The organism is Hyphomicrobiales bacterium, from assembly GCA_016710435.1.
In the GTDB taxonomy this organism is placed as follows: domain Bacteria; phylum Pseudomonadota; class Alphaproteobacteria; order Rhizobiales; family Aestuariivirgaceae; genus Aestuariivirga.
This window is the reverse complement of the sequence record JADJVV010000001.1, coordinates 1,186,662-1,211,933: the sequence shown is the minus strand read 5'-3', so window position 1 is coordinate 1,211,933 and position 25,272 is coordinate 1,186,662. Positions and strand designations below refer to the sequence as shown.

Here is a 25,272-nt window from a genome sequence, read left to right as displayed (position 1 = left end):
CGCCGTTCGCGGAATTGACTTGGGGGGTCGCCGAAACTAGGGTCCGGCCACTTTTTCAAGACCTTTCCCGAGAGGTAGTCCCCATGAAAGTCCTGGTCGCGGTCAAACGCGTCGTTGATTACAACGTGAAGATCCGCGTCAAGGCGGATGGGTCGGGCGTCGAGCTCGCCAACGTCAAGATGTCCATGAACCCGTTCGACGAAATTGGCGTCGAAGAAGCCGTTCGCCTGAAGGAATCCGGCAAGGCCACGGAAGTGGTTGCCGTGACCATCGGACCGGCACAGGCGCAAGAAACCCTGCGGACCGCACTTGCCATGGGCGCCGACCGCGCCATTCTCGTCAAGCATGACGACTATGTCGAGCCACTGTCGGTCGCCAAGATCCTGAAGGGTCTGGTCGAGGCCGAGAAGCCGGAGATCGTGATCCTCGGCAAGCAGGCGATCGACGACGACGCCAACCAGACCGGCCAGATGCTGGCGGCACTCCTGGGCTGGCCGCAGGCCACCGCCACCTCCAAGCTGGAGCCGGGTGCGGGCGAAGCCACCATCACGCGTGAAATCGATGGCGGCCTGCAGACTCTCAAGATGAAGATGCCGCTCATCGTCACGACGGACCTTCGCCTGAACCAGCCGCGCTATGCCTCGCTGCCCAACATCATGAAGGCGAAGAAGAAGCCGCTTGATGAAAAGACACCTGCTGACTTCGGCGTCAACCCGTCGCCCCGCCTCAAGGTGGTCAAGACGGAAGATCCGCCAAAGCGCCAGGCGGGCGTGAAAGTGAAATCGGTTGCCGAACTCGTCGGCAAGCTCAAGGACGCAGGAGCGATCTGACCATGGCTGTTCTCCTCATTGCCGAACACGACAACAAGAATCTCAAGGACGCCACCCACAAGGCGTTGACCGCCGCCGCGCAGATGGGCGGTGACGTGCATGTGCTGGTGGCCGGCAACAATGCCGGTGCCGCCGCCGCCGAGGCTGCGAAGCTCTCCGGCGTCAAGAAGGTGCTGCATGCCGAAAGCGCGGCTCTCGAGCGCCCCGTTGCCGAACCCATGGCCGCGACCATCGTGGCGCTGGCGGGTGGCTATGACCATATCGTGGCGCCTGCCACCACCAACGGCAAGAACTACATGCCGCGCGTGGCGGCGCTTCTCGACGTGATGCAGGTCTCCGATATCTCGGAAGTCAAGTCTGCCGATACCTTCGTCCGTCTCATCTACGCAGGCAACGCCGTGCAGACGGTGCAGGCGACGGACGCCAAGAAGGTGATCACGGTGCGGACCGCCTCCTTCGCCGCCACCGGCGCCGGCGGTTCTGCCGCGATCGAGAAGGTGAACGCTGCTGCCGATCCGGGCCTGTCATCCTACGTCAGCGAGAACCTGACGAAGTCGGACCGCCCCGAGCTCACCTCCGCCAAGATCGTGGTCTCGGGCGGACGCGGCATGCAGAACGGCGACAACTTCAAGATGCTTGATGCGGTGGCCAAGAAACTCAATGCTGCCGTCGGCGCCTCGCGCGCCGCCGTCGATGCGGGCTACGTGCCGAACGATTACCAGGTGGGACAGACCGGCAAGGTCGTTGCTCCCGACCTCTACATCGCCGTCGGCATCTCGGGTGCCATCCAGCATCTTGCAGGCATGAAGGACTCGAAGATCATCGTCGCCATCAACAAGGACGAAGAAGCGCCGATCTTCCAGGTCGCCGATTACGGTCTGGTGGCGGATCTCTTCGCTGCCGTCCCCGAACTCGAGGCCGAACTCGGCAAGATCGGCAAATAATCAGCGCCGCGCCAGCCGTGTCGCGAAGAGCGACGCGGCCAATGACGCAACCGTCAATGCACACGCCGTCCACGCAATGGACGGCGTGATTGTTTGTGTGACGAACCATCCGCCCAGCCCCGCACCCACGGCCTGGCCCACGTAGACAACCGAGGTGTTCAGCGCCACGGTCGCTGCCGCCACAGCGGGGGCGATGGCCACCAGGCGGCTTTGCTGCAGGGAGTTGGAGGAGAATGAGCCCAATCCCCACAGGGCAATGCCCAACAGCGCCAGACTGAAATGGCCGAAACTCGCAGCAAGAATGGCGAGCCCCGCAATGAGGCAGGCAATGGCCATGGCGATCACCCGGTCGATGCCAAGCGGCGCCACGATACGCGCTGCGATGGCGTTGCCCGTGACGCCGGCGATGCCTGAAACGGCGAAGGCAATCGCCACTTGCGCGGGACCGCCCGCAAAGGAATCGCGCAGGATCGGCGCGATATAGGAGAAGACGGTCATCTGTCCCGACATGGAGAACAGCGTGACCAGCAAGACCACAAGCAACACGGGGTTGGTCAGGGCATCGCGCCAGGCGGCGGCATTGAGACGCTGGACGAAAAGCCCAGCCGGCATCACGGCCCAAACGCCTGCTGCCGCAAGGGCGCAGGCCAATCCCATGCCTGCCATCACGCTCCGCCAGCCCACCAGCGTGGCGAGGTAACTGCTGATCGGAATGCCGGCGACGCTCGCCGCGGACCAGCCGATGAAGATGAAGGCAATCGCACCCGCGCGGCGGTTTGGCGGCACCAGCAGCCCGACCGCAGCCGCGGCCTGGGGCGTGAAGATCGCTGCCCCCACGACCGTGAGGGCGCGGATCACCGCAAGCCATGCAAAGCCCGGTGCCATTGCGGCAGCGAAATGGCCTGTCGCATAGAGAACCAGCGCGAACACCAGGAGTTTCCGCCTGTCGATGCTGCTGGTCAGGCCTGCAACCAGAGGGGCGGTTACGGCAACCACGACGCCGCCCACCAGCATGAGCAGCCCGGCCTTCGCTGCCGTGATGGAGAGGTCTGCAGTGATTTCGTTCAGCAGACCCGCCGGCATGAGGACGCCGGTGCCGATGATGAAATTTCCGGCCAGCAGCGTCCACAGCCGCAGGCTCTCCGAAGTATGGACACTCTCATTCATTGTGGCATGATCTCGCAGTCGCGAAAGGCGCTTGCCGTACGCCCCTCAGACGATTAGGCTTTGCCTGACTTTTGGATGGATTTGATCAAGAAACCAAGATGAAAATCAGCAAAATCGGCGTCATTGGCGCCGGACAGATGGGTTCGGGCATTGCCCATGTCTGCGCCCTTGCAGGGTTCGAGGTTGGCCTCAACGACGTGAGCCCGGAGCGCATCACCGCAGGGCTCGCCACCATCGGCAACAACATCACCCGGCAGGTCAAATCCGGAAAGGTGAGCGAAGAGGTTAAGACGGCAGCGCTCGGGCGAATCTCGGCGGTCGAGAGCTTTGCCGGATTCGGACAGCATGACCTGATCATCGAATCCGCCACCGAGAACGAGGACGTCAAGAAGAAGATCTTCGAAGCACTGTGCCCGCATGTGAAGCCGGACGCCATCCTCGGCACGAACACTTCGTCAATTTCCATCACGCGCCTTGCCGCCGTCACAGACAGGCCGGAACGTTTCATCGGCGTTCACTTCATGAACCCCGTGCCGGTGATGGAACTGGTGGAACTGATCCGCGGCATCGCCACGGATGACGAGACTTTCAAGGCTGTGCGGGAGTTCACGACCTCCCTGGGCAAGATCACCGCTGTCTCCGAGGATTTTCCCGCCTTCATCGTCAACCGCATCCTGCTGCCGATGATCAACGAGGCGATCTACACGCTGTATGAAGGCGTGGCCGGCGTCGAGGCCATTGATACCGCCATGCGCCTGGGCGCGCATCATCCCATGGGTCCGCTGCAGCTCGCCGATTTCATCGGCCTCGATACCTGCCTTTCCATCATGCAGGTGCTGCACGAGGGACTGTCGGATTCCAAGTACCGGCCCTGTCCGCTTCTGGTCAAATATGTCGAAGCGGGCTGGCTCGGGCGCAAGAGCAAGCGCGGCTTCTACGATTACCGTGGCGAGAAGCCGGTGCCGACGCGCTGATTACGTTTGCAGTGACTTCGGTGCCACGTTTTTCCACGCCATCCTCAGTACATTCTTGAGCAATGGCTCGTCCGCCAAGGGCGCGTTGACCAGAGTCCAGCCTTTGCGGCCCCAGCTGCCGGGGACGGGAGACAGGATGCCCGGTTCTGATGCCATCAGCATGTTCTGCTGGTCCGGGGTGAGCTTCACATAGGCCATGCCTTCCGTGTTGAAACCCGCGAATATCCTGTTGCGGACACGGATGTCAGCCTTGCCGAAATGTGACTTTTCCTGCGCGCCCGGCAGGGCGAGGGCGAGGTCACGGAAGTTGCCGCGACTCATTTCATCAGTTCACGGATGATTGCCTTGGCTTCATCCGACGACCAGGCGGCGGGGCCGAGCAGCCGGGCCGCTTCCTTGCCGTCCTTGTCCACCAGCAACGTGGCCGGAAGACCAAGCGCGTTCACCGCCGCCAGCGCCTTGCTCTCGACATCGGTGTAAAGCGCGAGATTGTCTGCGCCCACGTCCTTGAGGAAGGCGGCGGAGGCTTCCAGTCCCTTGCGGTCGAGGCTCAAGGCCACGACTTCAAATCCGGGTCCGCCCATGTCCTTCTGAAGTGCGGCGAGATCAGGCATTTCCTTGCGGCAGGGCGCACACCAGGTGGCCCAGAGGTTCAGGAGCACGACCCTCCCCTTGAAATCAGCAAGGGACTTTTCGGCGCCAGCGCCATCCTTGAAGGTGAAGGCGGGAATATCCTTGCGCGGTTCGCTGACGAGAAGTGCGGCGAGCGGCCCCGTGGCCAGCGCCTTCAGCCCTTGACCCTGGCCTTGAGCCTGGCCTTGAGTCTGACCCGCAGTTGCCACGGCGGCGGGGTCTGCCGCCGGGGTTTCCACCTTGCCAGTGTCCACCCTGAACCAGTAAAGCCCCGCTGCAATGAGCAGGATCACGATCACAAGTGGCGCCGTGGCAAAGGGTTTGATCATGTTGGAACGGGTCATATGGTGGGGCTCGCCTGAAAACTGGGAAAAATGATGACAAAGTCCGTGAAGAAGACCGGGTCCGGAACGAATACCGCGCAGACGCCCGGCTCGAATAGCATGTGGGGCGGGCGCTTCGCCAGCGGTCCTGCTTCCATCATGGCCGAGATCAATGCTTCCATCGGTTTCGACAAGCGACTTTACGCGCAGGATATCGCCGGCTCCAAGGCCCATGCAACGATGCTGGCGGAACAGGGCATCATCAGCAAGGCCGACGCCGCCGCCATCGGCAAGGGTCTTGACGCGGTGCGCAAGGACATTGCGGGAGGCACATTCTCGTTCAGCGCGGCGCTGGAGGACATTCACATGAATGTGGAATCCCGGCTGAAGGACATCATCGGCGAACCGGCGGGGCGGTTGCACACGGCCCGCTCGCGCAACGACCAGGTGGCCACAGACATGCGCCTCTATGTGCGGGATGTTGTCGATGCCCTTGATGCGGCCATCAGCGATCTCATGCTGGCGCTCGCGGTGAAGGCCGAGACCCATGCGGCCACGGTGATGCCGGGCTTCACCCATCTGCAGGTGGCGCAGCCCATCACCTTCGGCCACCACTGTCTCGCCTATGTTGAGATGCTGTCGCGTGACCGCGGGCGATTGCGCGATGCGCGGGCACGGCTCAATGAATCGCCGCTCGGTGCAGCGGCCCTCGCCGGCACACCCTACCCCATTGACCGCAAGATGACCGCAAAGGCGCTTGGCTTCTTGGGACCCATGCGCAATTCGCTCGATGCCGTGTCGGCGCGCGACTATGTGCTGGAGGTTCTGGCTGCGTGCTCCATCTGTGCGATCACGCTGTCGCGCATGGCCGAGGAAATCGTGCTTTGGACGACCGCGCAGTTCCGCTTCGTCAAGCTCACGGACAAGTTCACGACCGGATCTTCCATCATGCCGCAGAAGCGCAATCCGGATGCGGCCGAACTGGTGCGCGCGAAGCCGGGCCGCATTCTCGGCGCCTTCATGGCGCTTGCCGTGGTGATGAAGGGCCTGCCGCTGGCCTATTCCAAGGATATGCAGGAAGACAAGGAACCGGCCTTCGACGCCTTCGATGCGTTGGCCCTGGCGTTGGCAGCCATGGCGGGCATGGTGCGTGACATGGAGCCCAATGCCGAGACGATGCGCGCCGCTGCAATGACGGGCTATTCCACCGCCACCGACCTTGCGGATTGGCTGGTGCGCACGCTGCAGATGCCGTTCCGCGACGCTCACCACGTCACGGGGCGCATCGTGGCGCTGGCGGAGAGCAAGGGGGTGCGGCTTGATGAATTGTCCCTCAGCGATCTCCAGTCGGTGGAGAAGCGGATCAGCAAGGACGCGTTCAAGGTCCTGACCGTCGAGGCTTCGGTTGCGAGCCGCACGAGCCTTGGCGGCACTGCCCCTCGCAACGTGAAAAAAGCTGCTGTAGAGTGGCTCAAACAGTTGAAGGACCGCTGAGCCATGACCCTCCTGAAACAGGCGCTGATTGCCGCCCTGATTGCCTCGTCTCTCGCCGGATGCGGCGTCAGGGGCGATCCGGAACCGCCGCCCAGCTTCACCCAGCAGTAAGTACTTCTTCATGCATCATTTCGCCTATCGTGACGGCATCCTCCATGCGGAGGATGTGGACCTTCGCCTCATTGCAGGCGACGTCGGCACACCCTTCTATTGCTATTCCCACGCGACACTGGAGCGGCACTATCAGGTGATGGACAGCGCCTTTGGGGGCACTGACCATATGATCTGCTATGCCATGAAAGCGAACTCCAACCAGGCCGTGATCAAGACCATGGCGGCGATGGGGGCGGGCATGGACGTGGTAAGCGAGGGTGAATTGCGCCGTGCGCTCGCCGCCGGTGTTCCGGCACGCAAGATCGTATTCTCCGGCGTTGCCAAGACAGCGCGGGAAATGGCGCTGGCGCTGAAGGAAGGCATTGCCTGTTTCAACGTCGAGTCGGAACCGGAACTGGAACTGCTCTCGGCCGTCGCCAACCGGGTGGGGCAAAGGGCCAGCGTGTCGATCCGCGTCAACCCCGATGTCGATGCCAGGACGCATGCCAAGATCACGACAGGCAAGGCCGACAACAAGTTCGGCATTCCCTATCTTCGTGCATCAGAGGTTTATGCCCGCGCGGCGGCGCTGCCCGCAATCGATGTCGCCGGCATCGACATGCATATCGGCAGCCAGATCACCGAGCTTGCGCCATTTGAAAAAGCCTACACGCTGATGGCCGAGCTGACGCGGCAGCTGCTTGCGGAAGGCCACGCGATCCGGCACCTCGATCTGGGTGGCGGCCTGGGCGTGCCCTACCGTGGAGACAATGACATTCCTCCGCACCCGGATGAATATGGTGCCATGTGCAAGCGCGTGCTGGGTCCGCTCGGCCTCAAGCTGGTGCTGGAGCCGGGCCGCATGTTCGTCGGCAATGCGGGGATCCTCGTGACGCGGGTCATCTATCGCAAGGACACCGAGGCGCGGCGCTTCATCATCCAGGACGGGGCGATGAATGACCTGATTCGCCCGACGCTCTACGATGCGCACCACGACATCCTGCCGGTCGATGAAAAGCTCGGCCACGGTGAAATGGTGGAGGCCGACGTGGTGGGCGGCATCTGCGAATCGGGGGATTATTTTGCCAAGGCGCGGCGGTTGCCGTCTTTCGAACCGGGCGACCTGATAGCGATCATGACGGCCGGTGCCTATGGTGCAGTGCAGTCCGGCACCTACAACTCGCGGCCGCTGGTTCCCGAGGTCATGGTGCGGGGCGACCGCTGGTCGGTGATCCGCCCGCGGCAAAGTTACGAAGAATTGATCGGACTGGACCGGCTCGCCTCCTGGCAGGAGTAAGATTAATTTCCTTTTCGACACATTTCCGCCGTGGTGTGCTAATAGGCGGTGACAATGCCCGTTAACCGCCCGCGCCACCTCTCGCGAAAAGTCACCCTGCAGCAACTGGCCATGCTGTGGGAGGGGCTGTGGGAGGCGTTGTACGGGCCGCTCCTTGTGGCGGGAATTGCAGTGGCGGCCATTGCCTCCGGCGTCCTGGCTTCGCTGCCCTTCATGGTGCGCGCGGCCGCAGGAGCGCTCCTGCTGGCCGGGTTCCTTTATTCGTCGCGCGGATTGGGGCGCCTGATCTGGCCGCGCCGCGTCGTTGCCATGCGGCGCATGGAACAGGCCTCCGCCGTGACGCACCGGCCGCTCTCGGGTTCCGATGATGCGCTGGCCGCTGAATATCTCGACCCCCTGAGCGATGCCGTGTGGGAAGAACACCAGCGCCGCCAACTTCTCGCCCTCGACAAGATTCGCATCGCACCGCCGCGCTCGGCTTGGGCACGTTTCGACTCGCGTGCCCTGCGCGTGCCTGTGCTGCTTCTCGCCGGGAGTGCGCTCCTGCTGGGACCGGGCAGCCTCTCTTCCAACCTGCGTGAAGCGGCGCAACTGACGCCTGCCGTGGCCCCGGTTCCGCTCACGCTCGATGCCTGGCTGAAGCCGCCTGGATATACGGGAAAGCCGCCGCTCCTCCTGTCGGGGCCGTCCATGGCGGAACGCCTCGCGGCGGGGAACGACCTCGACGTGCCGGACCAGTCACTGTTCACGGTGCGGGTGGCGGGGGCTGCAACGCCGACACTGGCGCTGCTTGACAGCACGGGTGCGGAACTCGACGGCGGCAAGGATATCAAGACATCGTCACCGCAGGCCGGTGTCCTGTCGGTGGAATACAAGCTGACGCGGCCCGTCACCATCGTGGTGCGCGATGGTAGCCGTGATCTCGCACGCTATCCGCTGGCCATCATCCCGGATGCGCCGCCCACCATCACGCTGAGCAAGCCGCCCACGGGCGAAGCGCGGGGTGCGCTGGTGACGGAATGGCTGGCGCGCGATGATTATGGGGTGCGCTCCGTTTCGGGCGAGATCGAACTGGCCGACGAGCAGGAAGGCGGCACCGGGTTTGAAAGCAATGGCGTGTTCCTGTTCGATCCGCCTGACTTGAAATTCGCATTGCGCCGTCCCAATGCCCGCGAAGAAGCGGGCAAGTCGACGAATGATCTTGCCTCGCACCCGTGGGCGGGGCTCACGGTCAACCTCACGCTCAGCGTGAAGGATGGTGCAGGCCAGGAAGGAAAGAGTGCTCCGGTCACCTTCCAGCTGCCCGAACGCCAGTTCGTTCGGCCGCTGGCCCAGGCGCTCATCGAGCAGCGCAAGCAACTCATCCTCTACCCCGAACGCTCGCCCGATGTCGGCGATGCGCTTGATACATTGATGCTTTACCCGGACGGTCTGGTGGAACGCAGCGGCCATGTCGTGGCCATCGCCATGCTGGCTTCGCGGCTGCGCAATGTGACGGGCTATGAGGACGTGAAGTCCGTTGTCGCCGGGCTATGGGATGTGGCCGTCTCCATTGAGGAGGGATCGCTCGAAAATGCCAAGAGCGAACTGCAGGCGCTGAAGAAGGAACTGGAGAAGGCGTTACAGGATGGCGCGCCGCCCGAACGCATCTCCGAACTCATGAACAAGATGCGCGACGCCATGGACCGCTACATGCAGGCCATGCGCAAGGAGGCGGAGCGGCGCATGAAGGACGGCACGATGCAGCGTTCGCCGCAAGGCCAGCAGGGCCGCATGGTGACGCCCGAGGACCTGCAGAAGATGATGGACGCGCTCGAAGACCTCGCCAAGGGCGGCTCGCGCGAGATGGCGGAACAACTGCTCAACGAACTCGACAAACTGCTGCAGAATCTGCAGCCCGGCGGACAGCAGGCGCAGGGCAATGACGACATGGGCCAGATGATGGACCAGCTTGGCGACATGATGAAACGCCAGCAGGGCCTGATGGACGACACGATGCGGGAGCCTGGCGAACCGCAGGACGGCGGCGAAGGCCAGATGGGCGAACAGGGCCAGCAGGGCGAGGAAGGCAACCGTGGCAAGGGCCCCGGCAACGGCATGGGCGGCCTTGCCGACCGCCAGCGAGATCTCCAGCAGATGCTCGATGACCTGATGGGCCAGGGCATGGGCCAGATGCCCGGCGAACTCGGCGAGGCAAACCGGGCGATGCGGCAGGCTGAAGAAGGTCTGCGCAATGGCGACCGCGACGGCGCACTCCGTGACCAGGGTGAGGCGCTGGACCAGTTGCGCAAGGGCGCTGGAAAATTGGCGCAGCAGATGCGTGAGAATGGCCAGGGCCAGGCCGAAAGCGATGCCCGTGATGGCGAGGGCCGTGGCGGCAAGGATGATCCGCTGGGGCGGCCGCGGGCCACGCATAATCCCGACGATGGCCCGGATGAAAACATCCTGCCCACCGAGCAGGCGATGAAGCGGGCACGCGAAATCCTCGAAACGCTGCGGGCCAAATCCAACGAGCAAGGCCTCACCGACGGCGAACGGAGCTACATCGAGCGGCTGCTGCGCGGGTTGTACTGACGTCATCCCTCCTCGCCGCAGGCGTGATGACACCGTTTCATTCACTTGAGCTGCCAGGGCGGCAGAAAATTCCCCGTCCTCTCGAAAACGCCCGATTTTGCGCTAGCATCACCGCTGTGGCTGCGGGCGGGTTCGCTTGTTCCGGCCGTCGTTCATTCCAACACAAGGAAAACACCCGTGGTCATACAAACGGATACGCATGTCGCGCGCGCCTCTGATCGTGAACTTGTGGTGACGCGGAGTTTCGACGCGCCGGTGCACACGGTCTTCAAGGCGTGGACAACGCCTGCACTGTTCCAACGCTGGTGGGCACCCGCGTCCATGGGCGTGAAGATGTTGTCGTGCGAGATGGATGTTCGCCCCGGTGGCAGCTATCGCGTGGTCTTCGGACATGAGGGGACGGAAGGCATGGCCTTCTTCGGGCGTTACCTGGATGTGGTTCCCAATGCCCGGCTGGTGTGGACCAACGATGAGGGCGCAGATGGCGCCGTCACCACCGTCACCTTCACGGAAAAGAATGGCCGCACGCAGCTGGTGCTGCGGGAGCTTTATCCAACCAAGGAAGCGCTCGATGAATCCGGTCCCGGCACGGAAGGGTCGACGCCTGAACAGTTCGCGCAGCTGGATGCGCTTCTGGCGGCGGAGGGGTGAAGTCCGGGACTGACGCTGCTACTTCACAACATGGCCGACGAATGGCAGTTCGCGGAACTGGTGGGCCATGTCCATGCCGTAGCCGACGACGAACTTGTCGGGGCAATCAAAGCCCTTGAAGTCCGACTTGATGTTGGCGGCGAGGTGGCCGGGCTTGTCGAGCAACACGCAGCTCATCACCTGGCGCGCGCCCCTGGCGGCGAGAAGGTCCTTGGCGAAGGCCAGCGTGCGGCCCGATTCGAGAATGTCATCGACCAGTAGAACATCGCGGTCCTTCACCACCGATTCGATGTCGCGCAGCACGTCGACCTTGCCGGAGGAACGTGTGCCTTCACGGTAGCTGGCGAGGATCATGAAATCCACCTCCGGCGACAGGCCGGCATGGTGCATGGCGCGGATGAGGTCTGCGGCAAAAATGAAGCTGCCCTTGAGCACCGGCACGACCAGAAGTCGATGCGGATTGCGGGCGGCGATCTCGCCAGCCAATTCATTGATGCGGGCGCGGATTTCAGTATCGGAGAAAAGGACATCGATGCGATGCCCGTCGATCGTAAGGCTCATGATCCGCCATTTACGCCGATTTCGCTCGCCTTTGCAAAACGGATTTTGAGGTGTGTGGATGTTTCGGGCGGGGCTTGCACCCGGGTGGTGAAACCCGTCGATTCGCCCGGCCGCAGGGGCCGCGCGGCGGTGTCCAGCGTCCAGGTGTAAAGCTCCTTGCCGCTGTCATCTTCCAATGCAAAGCGGAGCCAGGGAAGCTTGCGCATGTCATCGCTGATATTGACGATGTCGCCCTTCACGGAGAGCACACGAGTGCCGTTGACGATGGCATGCTGGCGTTCGATGCGGCGCAATTCGAGGCCGTAGATGTTGATGTCAAAGCCCAGCTTTTCATAGGCCTTGATGGTGACGGGCGCTGCCCGCACCACCTGTTCCGGGAAGAGGCCGAGGCTGATGATGGGCGCCAGGAAGAAGACGGCATAGGCGGCCCAGTTGCGCAGGCTGCGCTGGCGGCGGGCGCTGGCATCGCGGTAGCGGCGCTCGGCCTCGCGGGCCATTTCGCCCAGACGCCGCGCCTCGCGTTCGGGGGCGTCGTCGTGGTCGATCACCCGTGGCAGGTTCGGCGTGGGCACATCGAGAATGTCGATCGTTTCCACCTCGGTCCAGCGCTGGCCGCAATTCTTGCACGAGATCGCAACCGAACCGCCGGCAAGACGGGCTTCGGGCATCACGTGGCGCGTGGAACAAGTGGGACAGTGAACAATCATGGTGGCTTACCCAGCCACATATCCCGTGGTTACGGTTAACGCGTGGTTAAGCACGGGGCTGGCAAAAGGGGCCATGCTTGAACTGGACGATGTGGGCTTCCGCTATGCCAAGGGGCAGGACATCCTGCACGGGGTGAGCTTTCGCCTGCAGCGGGGAGCATTCTCGTTCCTCACGGGACCTTCGGGGGCGGGCAAGACGACTTTGCTGCGGCTGCTTTTCCTGGCGCTGCGGCCGAGCCATGGGCGCATCCGGCTGTTCGGCGAGGATGTGACGCGGCTGCCGCGAAGCGCGCTGCCGCCGGTTCGCCGCCGGGTGGGCGTGGTGTTCCAGGAATTCCGATTGCTCGACCATCTCTCGACCTTCGACAATGTGGCGCTGCCCTTGCGCGTTTCCGGCCAGGCACCTTCAAGCTACAGCCGCGACGTGATGGATCTTCTCGACTGGGTGGGCCTCAAGAAGCAGGCCCATGCCTTTCCCGCCGTGCTCTCCGGCGGGGAGAAGCAACGCGCGGCAATTGCGCGGGCCGTCATTGCCAAGCCCGAGCTGCTGCTCGCAGACGAGCCGACGGGCAATGTCGATCCTGTGCTGGCGCGCCGTCTCATCCATCTCTTCGCCGAACTGAACCGGCTGGGCACCACGGTGCTGCTCGCCACCCATGACCAGGGTCTGTTCAAGCAGGTGCGTGCGCCCGTGCTGCATCTGCAGGACGGCACCCTGAGGATGCTGTGATGGCTGAGCGCAGACCGGGAGCAGTGATCCCCAAGGAAGCGGCGAGCCTCCGAACCCTCACGGCCACCATGACGGTCATGTGCTATCTCGCCTGCCTCGCGATCGGTGCGCTGGTGCTCATCGACAGGGCTGTGGACAACTGGTCTCGCGGGCTTTCCCGCGAGGTAACGGTGCAGGTGCGCGAAGTGGAGGCGCGCGACATCGATGCGGACGTTGCGGCGGTTCTGCAGGTGCTGCAGGACACGCCGGGTGTGACGGCGGCGGACGATATCGGGCGCAAGGCGGCGGAGGCGCTGCTGGAGCCATGGCTCGGGTCTGAAGGCCTCGATGCACTGCCAGTGCCGCGCATCGTGCGCGTTGCCGTCAATCCCGAGCAGCCACCGGAATTCCCTGCACTGGCCCAGCGACTGACGGCAGCGACACCGGGTGCCAGCCTCGATACGCACCGGCGCTGGGAAGATGAACTGAAGCGCATGGCGGGCACGCTCACGGTGTTGGCGTCGCTCATTCTCCTGCTGATCGGCGGATCGGCTGTGGCCATGGTGATCTTTGCAACGCGCGCCGTGCTGGAGGCGAATCGCCAGACGGTGGACGTGCTGCATCTCGTCGGCGCGGAGGATGGATATATCGCGCGCGCCATAAACAGGCGCTTCCTGGCCACCGGACTGTGGGCCGGCGGACTTGGCGTGCTGCTGGCGCTGCTGACCTACTTCGTGCTGGGCCATGCCGGGCTGCCGCAGGCGGACGGACTGGCGGCGGCGAGCCGTTCGCTTTTCTACGTTCCTGATTCGCAATGGTGGGCGGTGCCCGCGGCCCTCGTGGCCGTGCCCTTCGCGGCGACGCTGCTTGCGCTCGTCACGTCGCGCATTACACTGCTGCGCATGTTGAGGCTGCTGTCATGACCGCCGTGCGGTCTCTGGTGTTCAATGTCGTCTTCTATGTGAACCTCGTGCTGTTCCTGGTGCTGGGGTCGTGGCTGATGCTGTGTCCGCGGTCCTGGGCCATGACGGGTCTGAAGACCTGGGCGCGGAGCTCGGTGTGGCTCCTGCGGGTGATCGCGGGTACGCGCATGGAAGTGCGGGGCGCCGGGTACCTGCCGAAAGGGCCAGCGCTGGTGGCCGGCAAGCACCAGTCCTTCTGGGAGACCTTCGCCATCCTGCCGCTGCTGCCCGACCCCTGCATGGTGCTGAAGAAGGAATTGACCCTCATTCCGCTGTTCGGTTGGTTTGCGCTCAAGTTCCGCATGATCGCGGTGGAGCGTTCGGCAGGAACAGGGGCGCTGAAGAAGCTGGTGGCGCGCGGCAAGCGCGAGATCGCAGCCGGGCGGCAGATCGTCATCATGCCGGAAGGAACGCGCAAGAGCCCCGATGATCCACCGGACTACAAGCCGGGTGCAGCGGCCCTCTACGGGGCGCTCGATGTGCCGTGTGTTCCCTTCGGTCTCAACGCCGGGCTGTTCTGGCCCAGGCGCAGGTTCCTGCGCCTGCCCGGCACCATCGTGATCGAGTTCATGCCGGCCATTCCGGCGGGCTTGCCGCGCAAGCAGTTCCAGGCGGAACTGGAGGCCCGGATCGAGGCATCGACGCGCGCGCTGGTGGCGGAAGCGCGGAAACAAAACTAGAACAACTTCTGGACTCGCCCCGCCCCGGCCCCTAGATTGCGGAGATGCTGCAACGCGTGCCCGACAGTGACGTGGCCAGTGACATCTGGTCTCTGAAGTACCGGCAGGAGGGTGAAACCTCCATCCGCGACAGTTTTGCGCGGGTGGCCCGGGCGGTCGCTGCCGCCGAAGCAGAGGCGTTGCGGCCGCTGTGGGAAAAGCGCTTCCGCGACCTGATGGACGACTTCGCCTTCCTGCCGGCGGGCCGCATCCTGGCCGGTGCGGGCAGCCAGCGCGAGGTGACGCTGTTCAATTGTTTTGTCATGGGAACGGTGCCGGATTCGATTGCGGGCATTTTCGATGGCCTCAAGCAGGCGGCGCAGACGCTGCAACAGGGCGGTGGCATCGGCCACGATTTCTCGACGCTCCGTCCCAAGGGTGCGCTGGTGCATGGCGTCGGTGCCGATGCCTCGGGGCCTCTTTCCTTCATGGATGTGTGGGATTCCATGTGCCGCACCATCATGTCGGCGGGGGCGCGGCGTGGCGCCATGATGGGAACACTCCGCTGCGACCATCCCGACATTGAAGATTTCATCGAGGCGAAGCGGGATCCCCGGCGCCTGCGCAATTTCAATCTCTCCGTGCTGGTGACGGATGATTTCATGGCTGCGGTGGAAAGGGATGCGGACTGGCCGCTGGTGTTCGGCGACACGGTGTTCCGGACACTGCGGGCGCGCGACCTGTGGGACCGCATCATGCGCGCCACCTACGACGTGGCCGAACCCGGCGTGATCTTCATCGACCGCATCAACCGGCTCAATCCGCTGGCCTATTGCGAGACGATCTCCTGCACCAACCCGTGTGGCGAGCAACCGCTGCCGCCCTATGGCGCGTGCCTCCTGGGCTCGCTCAACCTCACGCGCTTCGTGCACGATCCCTTCGTGGCCGGGGCGCGGCTCGATGTGGCGAAACTGCGGGCCGCGGCGCAGGTTGCGATCCGCTTCCTCGATGATGTTGTTGACGTCTCCAACTATCCGCTGCCGCAGCAGCGTGCGGAAGCGCTGAACAAGCGCCGCCTCGGGCTTGGGGTCACGGGGCTTGCGGATGCGCTGTTCATGTGCGGCTTCCGCTACGGCTCGACCGCTGCCGTGGCCGCGACGGGTGCCTGGATGCAGGCGATCCAGGAGGCCGCACTGGAGGCGAGTGCGGCTCTGGCGCAGGAGAAAGGTATCTTCCCGCTCTTCGATGCGGAGGCCTATCTCGCCACGGCCTATGGTCAGCGGTTGCCGCAGCGCCACCGCGAGATGATTGCCCGGCAGGGCCTGCGCAACGGGTTGCTGACCTCGGTTGCGCCCACGGGCACGATCTCGCTCGTGGCGGGGAATGTGTCGAGCGGCATCGAACCGATCTTCTCGCTCGCCTACGACCGGCACATTCTGGAAGCGGACGGTTCGCAGCGCACCGTCGCCATGGAAGACCATGCCTATCGCCTGTGGCGCGCGGACAAGAGCCGGGGCAAGCGGCCTCCTGCCCTGGTCACGGCGGCAGACCTCACACCGGAGGAACACCTCGCCATGCAGGCGGCGGCGCAAGCGCATGTGGACAGTTCCATCTCCAAGACCATCAACGTGCCGGAGACGCTGCCCTTCGAGGCCTTCCGCACGGTCTATGAACAGGCCTACCGCCTCGGCCTCAAGGGTTGCACCACCTTCCGGCCCAATGCGGTGACGGGTTCCATCCTCTCGGCGCGGCAGGACGAGGACCGCTCGTGCCCCTCCTGCGGCAGTTTCGAGCTGACGGCGCGGGAGGGATGTACCACCTGCCTCAGCTGCGGATTCGCCGTCTGCGGTTGAGTTCTGTTTTTGTTCTTGACGAATCGCGACGTTGTTCTATCTTCGTTCTCATGCTGATTCATGGTTCACCCATCACCGTCGAACTCATATCCGATCCCGGCCTGCAGGAGCGGTTCTGGTATTGGCATGGTGCGTCCGGACAAAAATACATTCATTCGGTCTACGAGCCGGAGAATTGCCCGCCCCTGCCGGGCGCCATCTATGTGGCCGTGCGGCGCGAAGGGCATCTCCGCATTGCGCTTGCTGTCGGACGTTTCACGCCGTTCTGGGATGGAACGATGATGAGCAGCGAAGCCGCCCATGTGGCGCGGCTTGGTATCGATGAGATTCATGTTCACCTGCTGGCCCGTTCGCCGCTGGCGGCAGAGGATGTGCTGGCCGATCTTCGCGATGCGCTGCACGCCGATGATGAGGTGCTGCCGGGCCGCCTCCAGGAAGCGTGCGACGGCGATTACGCCTTCATGTCCGCACCAGCAGCCGCGAGCGCAGGAGCAATGTCAGCAGCAGGCCGGTGACGAAGCCGCCGATGTGGGCCCACCAGGCCACGAGCTGGCCTTCCTCCACCGGCGTGAAGACGCCCAGCACCTGCAGCGCGAACCAGGCGCCCAGCACGATGATTGCCGGGATGCGGAACGGCACCGGAAGGTAGAAAAAGATCCACAGCCGCGCCTTGGGAAACAGCAGGATATAGGCACCCAGCACGCCAGACACGGCACCGGACGCTCCGATCACGGGAAGCTGGCTGAGCGGCTGCATGATGGCGTGCATCAGTCCGCCGGCAATGCCGCACAGGACATAGAACAGCAAAAAGCCCACATGACCGAAGGCATCCTCCACGTTGTCGGCAAAGACCCAGAGGAAGGCCATGTTGAAAAGCAGGTGCAGCCAGCCGCCGTGCAGGAACATGTAGGTGATGAGCGTCACGGGTTCCGGCACCGGCTCCAGTGACATGGGAACGATCATGCCGGGGCTGAACAGTTCCACCGGCACAACGCCATAGGCGCTGGCGATGGCGGAGGAGAATTCCGGGCGGGCAAGGGCGCCGGTGAAAAAGAAGATCACCACATTCACCGCCACGATCAGCGCCGTCACGACCTGAAAACGGATCACCTGCAGCGGGTTGTCGTCCTTGAGCGGCACAAGCATGCCACAGGGTTAGCCCAAGACCAGCCTGCCAGCGAGTACAAACATGACAGCCGCAATGGTGACGTCAATCACCCGCCAGACCACCGGCCGCGCCAGCACCGGGCGGAGTGCTGCCGCGCCATAGCCGATTACAAAGAACCAGATGAGCGACGCCAGCGAGGCGCCTGCCGCAAAGGGGATCTGCTCGCCCGCGGGACGGGCATTGGCAATGGAACCCACGAGAATGACCGTGTCGAGATAGACGTGGGGATTCAGAAAGGTAAAGGCGGCGCATTGCGCCAGTGCTGCCGAGAGGCCCGGAACATTGGCGGCCGAACCCAGCATGCCGTGGGGTGAAAATGCGCGCCGCGCTGCCATGAGGCCATAGACCGCGAGAAAAGCCGCACCACCATAGGTCATCACGGGAACGAAGGCCGGGATGGCCCTGACGACGGCACCCAGGCCGAAGACGCCACTCCAGATCAGCAGCGCATCACTCGCCGCACAGAAGAGGCAAATCCAGAAGATGTGATGGCCGCTGATGCCCTGCCGGATGACGAAGGCATTCTGCGCGCCAATGGCCACGATCAGGCTTCCGCCCAACAGGACGCCCGCAATGAGGGCCGCCATCAGTTCCGCGTCTTCCCCGGAACCCAGAGATGATCACCGTCACCCGTGCGGGCGTTCACCCAGCGGCTGGCGACGAAGAGGAAATCGGAGAGGCGGTTGATGTAGGTCACACCGGCGTCACTGACATGTTCGCCGCCCTGTGCCCTGAGCGCCACCATCTGCCGCTCGGCGCGGCGAGCCACGGTGCGCGCGAGATGAAGATGCGCCGCAGCGGGATGCCCACCGGGCAGCACGAAAGAGCGTAGCGGCTGCAACTCCGCATTCAACGTGTCGATCTCGGACTCAAGGCGCGCCGCTTGCGCCGCCGTCATGCGCAAGGGCTCGTAGGGCAGGGGCTCGCCCCGGTCCGGCACACAGAGATCGGCCCCGAGATCGAACAGCTCATTCTGGATGCGGATCAGCATGGCATCGAGTTCCGCCAGCGCTGCATCGACCGTATGCAGGCGCACGATGCCGATCACGGCATTGGTTTCATCCACGGTGCCGTAGGCAGCGATACGGAGGTGCGCCTTCGAGACGCGTTCGCCGGAACCGAGTGCCGTGTCGCCGCCATCGCCGGTGCGGGTGTAAATCTTGTTGAGTACGACCATGACGCCTCTGTTAGCGGCCCGTCATTCGTTGCGCAAATGGCTTGAGGGCTTGACTGAGAGGGCGCGCGCCGTGACGGCCAGTCCGGCGGTGATCGTGAGTACCATCGCCATGAAGGCGGTGAGGAAGGCCACCGGCCAGGAAAACGAAAAACCCAGGTCGAGGATGAAGGATGACAGATACCAAGCCCCCGCCGCACCCACCGCCATGCCGAACAGGGCCGAGACAAGACCGAGGAGACCATATTCCACCATGAAGGCCAGCAGCAGTTGCCGCCGCGTGGCGCCATAGGTCTTCAGCACCACCGCCTCATAACTCCGCGCTGCGAGACTGGAGGCCAGCGCACCCGCAAGCACCAGCACGCCCGTGAGCAGGGTCAGGACGTTGGCACCGCGCACGGCGGCCAGCATCTTGCCGAGAAGATCGCCAACCGTCGCCAACGCCTCCTTCACGCGCACCGCCGTCACCGACGGGAACTGTTGCGCCATGTGGTTGAGAAGGGCGGCTTCGTCGCCACCCGTCATCTCGATCGTCACGACATGGCTGTGCGGCGCCGACTTCAAGGTGTTGGGCGAGAACACCATGACGAAGTTGATGCCCATGCTGCGCCAGTTGACGCGGCGGAGGCTCGCCACTTCCGCCTCAATTTCGCGGCCGAGGACATTGACCCTGATCTTGTCGCCGATGGCGAGGCCCAATCCATCGGCAATCTCGTCCACCATGGAGACGAGCGGCGGCCCCGCATAGTCGGCGGGCCACCACGTCCCGCTGACGAGCGTCGAGCCCTCCGGGCACTGTGTCCGAATACGTGAGGCCCCGGTCGCCCTTGAGGGCCCAGGCTGAATCAGGCGCCACCTTCACCTGCTCGGCGGGCACTCCCTTCACCGCCACGATGCGCCCGCGCAGCATCGGCGCATTGTTCACGGCGGTGACACCACGTTCCTTCAACACAGCGGCACGGAAGGCCGGGAGTTCGTCGTTCCGTACATCCAGCACAAAGAACGCCGGCGCCTTCTGGGGAATGCCCGACTGAATTTCGCGGGAGATGGTGCGGTCGGTGAGCGCCAGGGCCACGAAAAGCGTGAGGCCGAGACCAAGTGCAAGGATCACCGATACCGCAGAAGCACCGGGGCGGTGCATCGCGAGCAGCGCATGGCGGAGATAGACGTTGCGCGGGCGCGGCAGGGCGGCGACCAGCTTCATCAGCGCCCAGGCCAGCAGCGCCAGCAGCAGGAAGGCCCCGGCGATGCCGGCAAGATAAAAGGACGTGACCCTCATGTCGTCAAAGCTGAACAGTACGGTCGTGGCGGCAAGCGCCATGAGCAGCAAGGTGATGGCAAGACCCGTGAGCGAGAGCCGTCCCGGCGCTGCCGCAAGACTTCCGCGGAACAGGGCAGCGCCCGCAACGTCGCTGATGCGGGCAAGAGGCAGGCTTGCCGCCGCAAGCGTAACGAGCACACCCAGCAGTGCTGCAAAAGCCAGCGGCCTCCACGCCACGGCACTCGCCAATGGCAAGGGAAGACTGTCGGCAAAGAGCGCCTTCACCACAAACGGCGATACGGCACCGGCCAGCAAGGCCACGGCAATGCCGAGCAGGCCCACGAGCAGGATCTCCGTGAGGTAGAGGCCGATCACATCACGGCTGGAGAGGCCGATGCATTTCAGCGTGGCAATGGCGGAGGTGCGGCGGGTGATGAAGGCCGAGACGGCATTGGCAATCCCGGCGCCACCGATCACAAGTGCGGCGATGCCGACGAGGGCCATGAAATAGCCGAGCCGCTCGACAAAGCGCTCGGCCCCCTGGGCAGCGCTGTCGCGCGCCCGCACGCGCCAGCCCGCGTCCGGGAATTGTGCCTCAGCCTCTGCCACCACCGCCTTTGCGGCGGAGAGCGGCGCATCCGCTGGCAACTTCACGCGATAGCGCCAGGTGATGAGAGAACCGGGCTGGATGAGGCCGGTGGTGCGCAAGGCCTCGTCACTCATCATCATGCGCGGGCCGAGAATGATGCCATCGGATATGCGGTCCGGTTCCGCGGCAATCACCGCCTGTATGCGCAGATCCCTGGTGCCGATGCGAACGACGCCGCCGGGGCTCATGCCGAGGCGGCCGAGCAGGAGCGGGTCGACGGCCACGCCATCAATGCCTTGCGTCATCGCGAAAGGCTTCGCCGCTGCACCCGGCGCGTAGGTGAGCGTGCCGTACAGGGGATAGGCGTCATCGACGGCCTTGATCTCGACGAGCGTGGACTTGCCGTTGGCCGTTGCCATGGCGCGGAGCGTGGCGATGCGGCTCATGCTGCCCTTGTTCGCCATGAAGGCCTGTTCTGGTGCTGTCGCCTCGCGGTGAATGAGCGAGAATTCGACGTCACCGCCGAGGAGCGGCTGGCCCTGTTCGGTGAGGCCACGATCAACCGCCGCCACAAGACTTCCGACAATGGCAATCGCCGCAACGCCGAGCGTGAGGCAGGCGAGATAGATCCAGAATCCCTGCAGCCCGGAACGCAGGTTCTTGCGGGCATAGCGCAGCCAGAGCAATGGCCGGGCGATCATGTGGCGGTGCCTTCGCTCACCTTGCCGTCGCGCACCTCGATGATGCGGCCGCAACGGGCGGCGAGGCTGCGGTCGTGGGTGACAAGCAGGAGCGTTGCGCCCTCGCGGGCCTTGAGGTCGAAGAGGAGATCGATGATCGCCTGGCCCGTCTCCTGGTCGAGGTTGCCGGTGGGTTCGTCGGCGAGGAGGATGCGGGCACCCGCAGCGAGGGCCCGGGCGATGGCGACGCGCTGCTGCTCGCCGCCGGAAAGCTGGCCCGGATAGTGGTCGAGCCGATGGCCCAATCCCACCCGGACGAGGGCGGCGCGGGCACGTTCGCCTGCATCGGTGAGGCCGCGGAACTCCATGGGAATGGCCACGTTCTCCAGCGCCGTCAGCGTCGGGATCAGGTGAAACGCCTGGAAGACGATGCCGATGGTCTCGCGGCGGAGGCGAGCCAACTGTTCTTCCGTGCGGCCAGTGAGGTCGTTGCCATCCAGCATCACCTTGCCGCCCGTCGCAGGTTCAAGACCAGACATCACCATGAGGAGCGAGGTCTTGCCGGAGCCGGAGGGTCCGACAATCCCCACAGCCTCCCCCGCCTCAATGGCCAAGCTCACGTCCTGCAGGATGTGAACAGCACCGGCGCGCGAGGTGAGGGTGAGGTCGACATGGGAGAGGGAGAGAAGAGGAGACGTCATGCAAGGGTCCAGGCCACGGGGCCACTCATATGGGTTGCAGCCGGGGCGATTGCCAGCACGCCTTGCACCTTACGGCGATTCGCACCACATGGACGCCATGCCCATGACTTTCCGCCCCATGAATTTCCGCCCCATGACCTTCAGCCCCATGACTTTCCGCGCCCTCATCCTGCTCGTATTCGCCGGCCTGCTGATTTCCAGTCCGCAGGCAAGGGCGGAAACGCAATCAATCCTGGCGCTGGGTGACAGCCTGACGGCGGGTCTCGGTCTCGACCCCTCGCAGGCCTTCCCGGCCCGGCTCGAGGCTGCCCTCAAGGCCAAGGGCCATGACGTCACGGTGATCAACGCGGGTGTGTCGGGCGATACCGTGGCGCAGGGGGCGGCCCGGCTCGACTGGTCGCTCACGGATGAGGTGGACGCCGTCATCGTGGAGCTGGGTGCCAATGATGCACTGCGTGGCCTTGACCCGGCCCAGGCGGAGGCGGCGCTCAGCGAAATCCTGACGAAGCTCTCTTCCCGTAACCTGCCGGTGCTGGTGGCAGGCATGCGGGCGCCCCCCAATCTCGGCCCGGACTATGCGCACGCCTTCGAAGCCATGTACACGAAACTCGAAGGCCGCCCTGGCGTTGTGGTGTATCCGTTTTTTCTCGATGGCGTTGCCGCCGATCCCAAACTGAACCAGGATGACGGTCTTCATCCGACTGCCGAAGGAGTTGACGTGATCGTGGCGCGCATGCTGCCTGCGGTGGAGCGCCTGCTGGCGCTGACGAAAAAATAACTTGGCGGCGCGGCGAATCGCGCTAGCGTTGTGGACCAGAAGATGACGGAGGGAACCATGCCACGCCTCTTCACCGGACTTGATGTGCCAGACGACGTGGCACTGGACCTGCAGATCATGCAAGGTGGCGTGCCGGGTGCACGCTGGATGGATCCCTCACAATATCATCTCACCCTGCGCTTTATCGGCGACATCGAAACGGGTCTTGCCCGGGAAATCGCCCATGGCCTCGACGGCATCCACGCAAAGCCGTTTTTGCTGACCCTGAAGGGTGTCGGCCTCTTTGGCGGCAACAAGCCCCATTCGATCTATGCCGGGGTGGAGGAAAATGCCGAGCTGAAGCGGCTGCATGATCTCCACGAACGCCTGTGCCAGGTGCTGGGTCTTGCGGCAGAGCCACGCCGCTTCGTACCGCACGTGACGCTGGCCCGCCTCAAGGATCCGGAGCCGCGCGCGTTGCAGCGCTGGATCGAAGTGCACAGCCTCTATCGCAGCGCCACCTTCCCGGTTAGCCATTTCGTACTCTTCTCGTCGCGGCCGCTGAAGGGCGGGGGACCCTACGGCGTTGAGGAATCCTATCCGCTCGGGTCCCTCATGGAGGTTACCGTATGAGTGAGCGACTGCAGGGGGCAGCCCGCATCAAGGCATTGCAGGAGCTTCCCGACTGGAGCGATGTTTCCGGCCGGGACGCCATTACAAAAACTTTCAGATTCAAGAACTTCCGGAAAGCCTTTGCCTTCATGAGCGAGGTTGCGCTGGTGGCCGAGAAGATGGACCATCATCCGGAATGGAGCAACGTCTACGGCAAGGTGGAGGTAACGCTCACAACCCATACGGCCCAGGGACTGACAGCGCTGGACGTCACGCTGGCCCGGAAAATGGACGAAATCGCGGGCACTTAGGTGCAGCGCCTCCGCTCCATTACGGGGCGGTAACTTGACGGGAAGTGACCGCTTCCCCATATCATGGGCAAAGTTTTGGAGGGACCACATGGCTGAACTTCGCTATCCAACCCAGACCGGCAGCCGCGCCGAGATCGACCCCGGGCTTCGTGCCTACATGCTGCGGGTCTACAACTACATGGGCGCGGGCCTCGCGCTCACGGGTGTTGCGGCCTACGCGACATTCCACGCCGCCGTCGATGCCGCCGGACAGCTGACGCCGTTCGGTGCCGCCATCTTCACAAGTCCGCTGAAGTGGGTGGTGATCTTCGCGCCGTTGGCGCTGGTCATGCTGCTGTCCTTCGGCGTGCAACGCATGAGCGTGGCCGCGGCGCAACTCGCCTTCTGGGTCTATGCGGCGCTGGTGGGCGTAAGCCTCGCCTCGCTCGGACTGATCTACACGGCGAACAGCCTGACGCAGGTCTTCCTCGTCACGGCCGCGACCTTCGGTGCGGTGAGCCTCTACGGCTACACGACGAAGCGTGACCTGACGGGCATGGGATCATTCCTGTTCATGGGACTGATCGGCCTCGTCATTGCCAGCATCGTCAACATCTTCCTGCAGTCCAGCGCCATGAGCTTCGTGCTTTCTGCGGTCGGCGTGATCGTGTTCACCGGCCTCACCGCCTGGGACACGCAGAAGATCAAGGAAATCTACTTCGAGGGCGATGATACCGTCGTCATGGGCCGCAAGGCCATCATGGGCGCGCTCAGCCTCTACCTCGACTTCATCAACCTGTTCCTGTCGCTGCTCCGCCTCATGGGCAACCGCGAGTAGACTTGAGCGTCAGACTGCACTGACGGGCCCCGGTGGAAACACCGGGGCCTTTTTTGCGCGACTACAGGCTGAGACGTCAGGTGGCGAGCTTCGGCTTTTTGACGAGGACGCGGAGCACAGGGGCCAACTCGTGCCCGCGCTTGAGGATCAGTCCACCCTGGGCGATGACGGCATACATGCCCTGCTTGCGGGCGAGTGCCGGGGTCTTGACGATTCGGTAGAGAGGCTGTTCGGAGGCGCGGCGGAAGATCGAGAAGCTCGCCGCTTCCCTGCCGAACTCCATGGCATAGTCGCGCCACTCGCCTTCAGCGACATGACGCCCGTAGAGATTCAATATCTGGGTGAGTTCATGCCGGTCGAAGGTGACCGGCCTTGCCGCCTGATGTGCGGGAAAACGGAGAACCGTTGTCTCCTCCGCTTCCCGCGGACGGCTGTCGACACTTGATTCCAGATCCAAGGGAATGATCCTCCCGACCGTCATGCAGACATGTGCCTGTCATAGTGCGGTGCCTTGATGGCCTTGGCAAGCAAAATGCAATTTCACCTTTCCGCCCCAATTGCATCATGCGAGCGCCAAGATGGGGGAGGATACAGAAGATGTTGCCTCGATAGCCCGGCTGGATGGAGCCCCGGTTTCAGCCCCCCAGCCCCTCCGGGATCCGCGTAAGATCCGGCCGGGCCCCCAACTCTTCGTGAGTTGAGTCAGAGTCTGAAAGCGGCCCTTCGTGGCCGCTTCTTTTTTGCGCCGCAGCACTCCCTCTTGACGCACTG

Annotated in this window: 28 protein-coding genes; 16 read left to right on the top strand and 12 right to left on the bottom strand. The window is 63.9% G+C overall.

All coding sequences use genetic code 11. The features are described 5' to 3' along the window. Nucleotides 1–83: 83 nt before the first annotated feature. Nucleotides 84–830: an electron transfer flavoprotein subunit beta/FixA family protein gene (locus IPM06_05905; GenBank protein MBK8769949.1), complete on the top strand. Its 747-nt coding sequence runs from the start codon at nucleotides 84–86 to the stop codon at nucleotides 828–830. Nucleotides 831–832: 2 nt separating this feature from the next. Continuing rightward, the gene (locus IPM06_05900) at nucleotides 833–1,774 is read left to right on the top strand and encodes an electron transfer flavoprotein subunit alpha/FixB family protein (GenBank protein ID MBK8769948.1); all 942 of its coding nucleotides are present in this window, start codon (nucleotides 833–835) and stop codon (nucleotides 1,772–1,774) included. Here IPM06_05900 and IPM06_05895 read toward each other — a convergent pair whose 3' ends face one another. Next, nucleotides 1,775–2,941 (bottom strand): MFS transporter, encoded by a 1,167-nt coding sequence (locus IPM06_05895; protein MBK8769947.1) that lies wholly within the window; start codon nucleotides 2,939–2,941, stop codon nucleotides 1,775–1,777. Nucleotides 2,942–3,039: 98 nt separating this feature from the next. On the opposite strand from IPM06_05895, the gene IPM06_05890 reads away from it, so the two are divergent. Beyond that, nucleotides 3,040–3,915 (top strand): 3-hydroxybutyryl-CoA dehydrogenase, encoded by an 876-nt coding sequence (locus tag IPM06_05890; GenBank protein MBK8769946.1) that lies wholly within the window; start codon nucleotides 3,040–3,042, stop codon nucleotides 3,913–3,915. Here the strand turns inward: IPM06_05890 and IPM06_05885 are convergent, their stop codons facing one another. Together IPM06_05885 and IPM06_05880 are read right to left on the bottom strand one after the other, a co-directional pair. Next, nucleotides 3,916–4,236 carry an MmcQ/YjbR family DNA-binding protein gene (locus IPM06_05885; GenBank protein ID MBK8769945.1) on the bottom strand — a complete coding sequence of 107 codons (321 nt, stop codon included), beginning with the start codon at nucleotides 4,234–4,236 and terminating at the stop codon, nucleotides 3,916–3,918. After that, nucleotides 4,233–4,892 (bottom strand): TlpA family protein disulfide reductase, encoded by a 660-nt coding sequence (locus IPM06_05880; GenBank protein ID MBK8769944.1) that lies wholly within the window; start codon nucleotides 4,890–4,892, stop codon nucleotides 4,233–4,235. Before IPM06_05880 ends, IPM06_05885 begins: the two co-directional genes overlap by 4 nt. A 99-nt stretch (nucleotides 4,893–4,991) precedes the next feature. Between IPM06_05880 and argH the strand changes: the two genes are divergently transcribed. From argH to IPM06_05860, 4 genes are all read left to right on the top strand, one after another. Further along, nucleotides 4,992–6,365 carry an argininosuccinate lyase gene (gene argH / locus IPM06_05875; protein MBK8769943.1) on the top strand — a complete coding sequence of 458 codons (1,374 nt, stop codon included), beginning with the start codon at nucleotides 4,992–4,994 and terminating at the stop codon, nucleotides 6,363–6,365. A gap of 121 nt (nucleotides 6,366–6,486) precedes the next feature. After that, nucleotides 6,487–7,755, top strand: coding sequence for a diaminopimelate decarboxylase (lysA, locus tag IPM06_05870; protein ID MBK8769942.1), 1,269 nt, complete (start codon nucleotides 6,487–6,489; stop codon nucleotides 7,753–7,755). A 54-nt stretch (nucleotides 7,756–7,809) separates the two neighbouring features. Further along, complete coding sequence (locus IPM06_05865; protein MBK8769941.1) at nucleotides 7,810–10,329, top strand: TIGR02302 family protein; 2,520 nt, start codon at nucleotides 7,810–7,812, stop codon at nucleotides 10,327–10,329. A gap of 177 nt (nucleotides 10,330–10,506) precedes the next feature. Beyond that, a complete protein-coding gene (locus IPM06_05860) occupies nucleotides 10,507–10,980 on the top strand; it encodes an SRPBCC family protein (GenBank protein ID MBK8769940.1) in 474 nt (157 codons plus the stop codon). Nucleotides 10,981–10,998: 18 nt separating this feature from the next. Here IPM06_05860 and hpt read toward each other — a convergent pair whose 3' ends face one another. Together hpt and IPM06_05850 are read right to left on the bottom strand one after the other, a co-directional pair. Further along, on the bottom strand, nucleotides 10,999–11,541 hold the full coding sequence (gene hpt / locus IPM06_05855; GenBank protein MBK8769939.1) for a hypoxanthine phosphoribosyltransferase: 543 nt from the start codon (nucleotides 11,539–11,541) through the stop codon (nucleotides 10,999–11,001). Next, a complete protein-coding gene (locus IPM06_05850; GenBank protein MBK8769938.1) occupies nucleotides 11,538–12,209 on the bottom strand; it encodes a hypothetical protein in 672 nt (223 codons plus the stop codon). Before IPM06_05850 ends, hpt begins: the two co-directional genes overlap by 4 nt. A gap of 112 nt (nucleotides 12,210–12,321) precedes the next feature. Here IPM06_05850 and ftsE point away from each other — a divergent pair, with 112 nt between their 5' ends. Genes ftsE through IPM06_05825 form a run of 5 tightly spaced genes read left to right on the top strand, consistent with a single transcriptional unit; the run spans nucleotide 12,322 to nucleotide 16,946 of the window. Next, nucleotides 12,322–12,978 (top strand): cell division ATP-binding protein FtsE, encoded by a 657-nt coding sequence (gene ftsE, locus IPM06_05845; GenBank protein ID MBK8769937.1) that lies wholly within the window; start codon nucleotides 12,322–12,324, stop codon nucleotides 12,976–12,978. Beyond that, the gene (locus tag IPM06_05840; protein MBK8769936.1) at nucleotides 12,978–13,880 is read left to right on the top strand and encodes an ABC transporter permease; all 903 of its coding nucleotides are present in this window, start codon (nucleotides 12,978–12,980) and stop codon (nucleotides 13,878–13,880) included. The genes ftsE and IPM06_05840 overlap by 1 nt, the downstream gene beginning before the upstream one ends. After that, on the top strand, nucleotides 13,877–14,599 hold the full coding sequence (locus IPM06_05835; GenBank protein ID MBK8769935.1) for a 1-acyl-sn-glycerol-3-phosphate acyltransferase: 723 nt from the start codon (nucleotides 13,877–13,879) through the stop codon (nucleotides 14,597–14,599). The genes IPM06_05840 and IPM06_05835 overlap by 4 nt, the downstream gene beginning before the upstream one ends. 44 nt (nucleotides 14,600–14,643) lie before the next feature. After that, nucleotides 14,644–16,431 carry an adenosylcobalamin-dependent ribonucleoside-diphosphate reductase gene (locus tag IPM06_05830; protein MBK8769934.1) on the top strand — a complete coding sequence of 596 codons (1,788 nt, stop codon included), beginning with the start codon at nucleotides 14,644–14,646 and terminating at the stop codon, nucleotides 16,429–16,431. Then, a complete protein-coding gene (locus IPM06_05825; protein ID MBK8769933.1) occupies nucleotides 16,389–16,946 on the top strand; it encodes a hypothetical protein in 558 nt (185 codons plus the stop codon). Before IPM06_05830 ends, IPM06_05825 begins: the two co-directional genes overlap by 43 nt. On the opposite strand, the gene IPM06_05820 is transcribed toward IPM06_05825, so the two are convergent. The 6 genes from IPM06_05820 to IPM06_05795 are packed head-to-tail and all read right to left on the bottom strand — an operon-like array spanning nucleotide 16,891 to nucleotide 22,004. Next, a complete protein-coding gene (locus tag IPM06_05820; protein MBK8769932.1) occupies nucleotides 16,891–17,577 on the bottom strand; it encodes a rhomboid family intramembrane serine protease in 687 nt (228 codons plus the stop codon). The two genes, IPM06_05825 and IPM06_05820, sit on opposite strands and share 56 nt — an antisense overlap. 9 nt (nucleotides 17,578–17,586) lie before the next feature. After that, entirely contained in the window at nucleotides 17,587–18,186 is a 600-nt protein-coding gene (locus IPM06_05815) for an amino acid transporter (GenBank protein MBK8769931.1), read from the bottom strand. Beyond that, the gene (locus IPM06_05810; protein MBK8769930.1) at nucleotides 18,186–18,776 is read right to left on the bottom strand and encodes a cob(I)yrinic acid a,c-diamide adenosyltransferase; all 591 of its coding nucleotides are present in this window, start codon (nucleotides 18,774–18,776) and stop codon (nucleotides 18,186–18,188) included. The genes IPM06_05815 and IPM06_05810 overlap by 1 nt, the downstream gene beginning before the upstream one ends. Nucleotides 18,777–18,797: 21 nt before the next feature. Beyond that, the gene (locus tag IPM06_05805; GenBank protein MBK8769929.1) at nucleotides 18,798–19,496 is read right to left on the bottom strand and encodes an FtsX-like permease family protein; all 699 of its coding nucleotides are present in this window, start codon (nucleotides 19,494–19,496) and stop codon (nucleotides 18,798–18,800) included. After that, nucleotides 19,417–21,324 (bottom strand): hypothetical protein, encoded by a 1,908-nt coding sequence (locus IPM06_05800; GenBank protein MBK8769928.1) that lies wholly within the window; start codon nucleotides 21,322–21,324, stop codon nucleotides 19,417–19,419. The genes IPM06_05805 and IPM06_05800 overlap by 80 nt, the downstream gene beginning before the upstream one ends. Next, nucleotides 21,321–22,004, bottom strand: a complete 684-nt coding sequence (locus tag IPM06_05795) for an ATP-binding cassette domain-containing protein (GenBank protein MBK8769927.1) — start codon at nucleotides 22,002–22,004, stop codon at nucleotides 21,321–21,323. The genes IPM06_05800 and IPM06_05795 overlap by 4 nt, the downstream gene beginning before the upstream one ends. Before the next feature lie 148 nt (nucleotides 22,005–22,152). Between IPM06_05795 and IPM06_05790 the strand changes: the two genes are divergently transcribed. From IPM06_05790 to IPM06_05775, 4 genes are all read left to right on the top strand, one after another. After that, nucleotides 22,153–22,782 carry an arylesterase gene (locus IPM06_05790; GenBank protein ID MBK8769926.1) on the top strand — a complete coding sequence of 210 codons (630 nt, stop codon included), beginning with the start codon at nucleotides 22,153–22,155 and terminating at the stop codon, nucleotides 22,780–22,782. Between the two features lie 57 nt (nucleotides 22,783–22,839). Further along, nucleotides 22,840–23,394 (top strand): RNA 2',3'-cyclic phosphodiesterase, encoded by a 555-nt coding sequence (gene thpR / locus IPM06_05785; GenBank protein ID MBK8769925.1) that lies wholly within the window; start codon nucleotides 22,840–22,842, stop codon nucleotides 23,392–23,394. After that, the gene (locus tag IPM06_05780; GenBank protein MBK8769924.1) at nucleotides 23,391–23,684 is read left to right on the top strand and encodes a 4a-hydroxytetrahydrobiopterin dehydratase; all 294 of its coding nucleotides are present in this window, start codon (nucleotides 23,391–23,393) and stop codon (nucleotides 23,682–23,684) included. Before thpR ends, IPM06_05780 begins: the two co-directional genes overlap by 4 nt. Nucleotides 23,685–23,772: 88 nt before the next feature. Next, nucleotides 23,773–24,501: a Bax inhibitor-1/YccA family protein gene (locus tag IPM06_05775; protein ID MBK8769923.1), complete on the top strand. Its 729-nt coding sequence runs from the start codon at nucleotides 23,773–23,775 to the stop codon at nucleotides 24,499–24,501. Between the two features lie 76 nt (nucleotides 24,502–24,577). On the opposite strand, the gene IPM06_05770 is transcribed toward IPM06_05775, so the two are convergent. Next, nucleotides 24,578–24,982, bottom strand: a complete 405-nt coding sequence (locus IPM06_05770) for a DUF2794 domain-containing protein (protein ID MBK8769922.1) — start codon at nucleotides 24,980–24,982, stop codon at nucleotides 24,578–24,580. Between the last annotated feature and the right edge of the window lie 290 nt (nucleotides 24,983–25,272).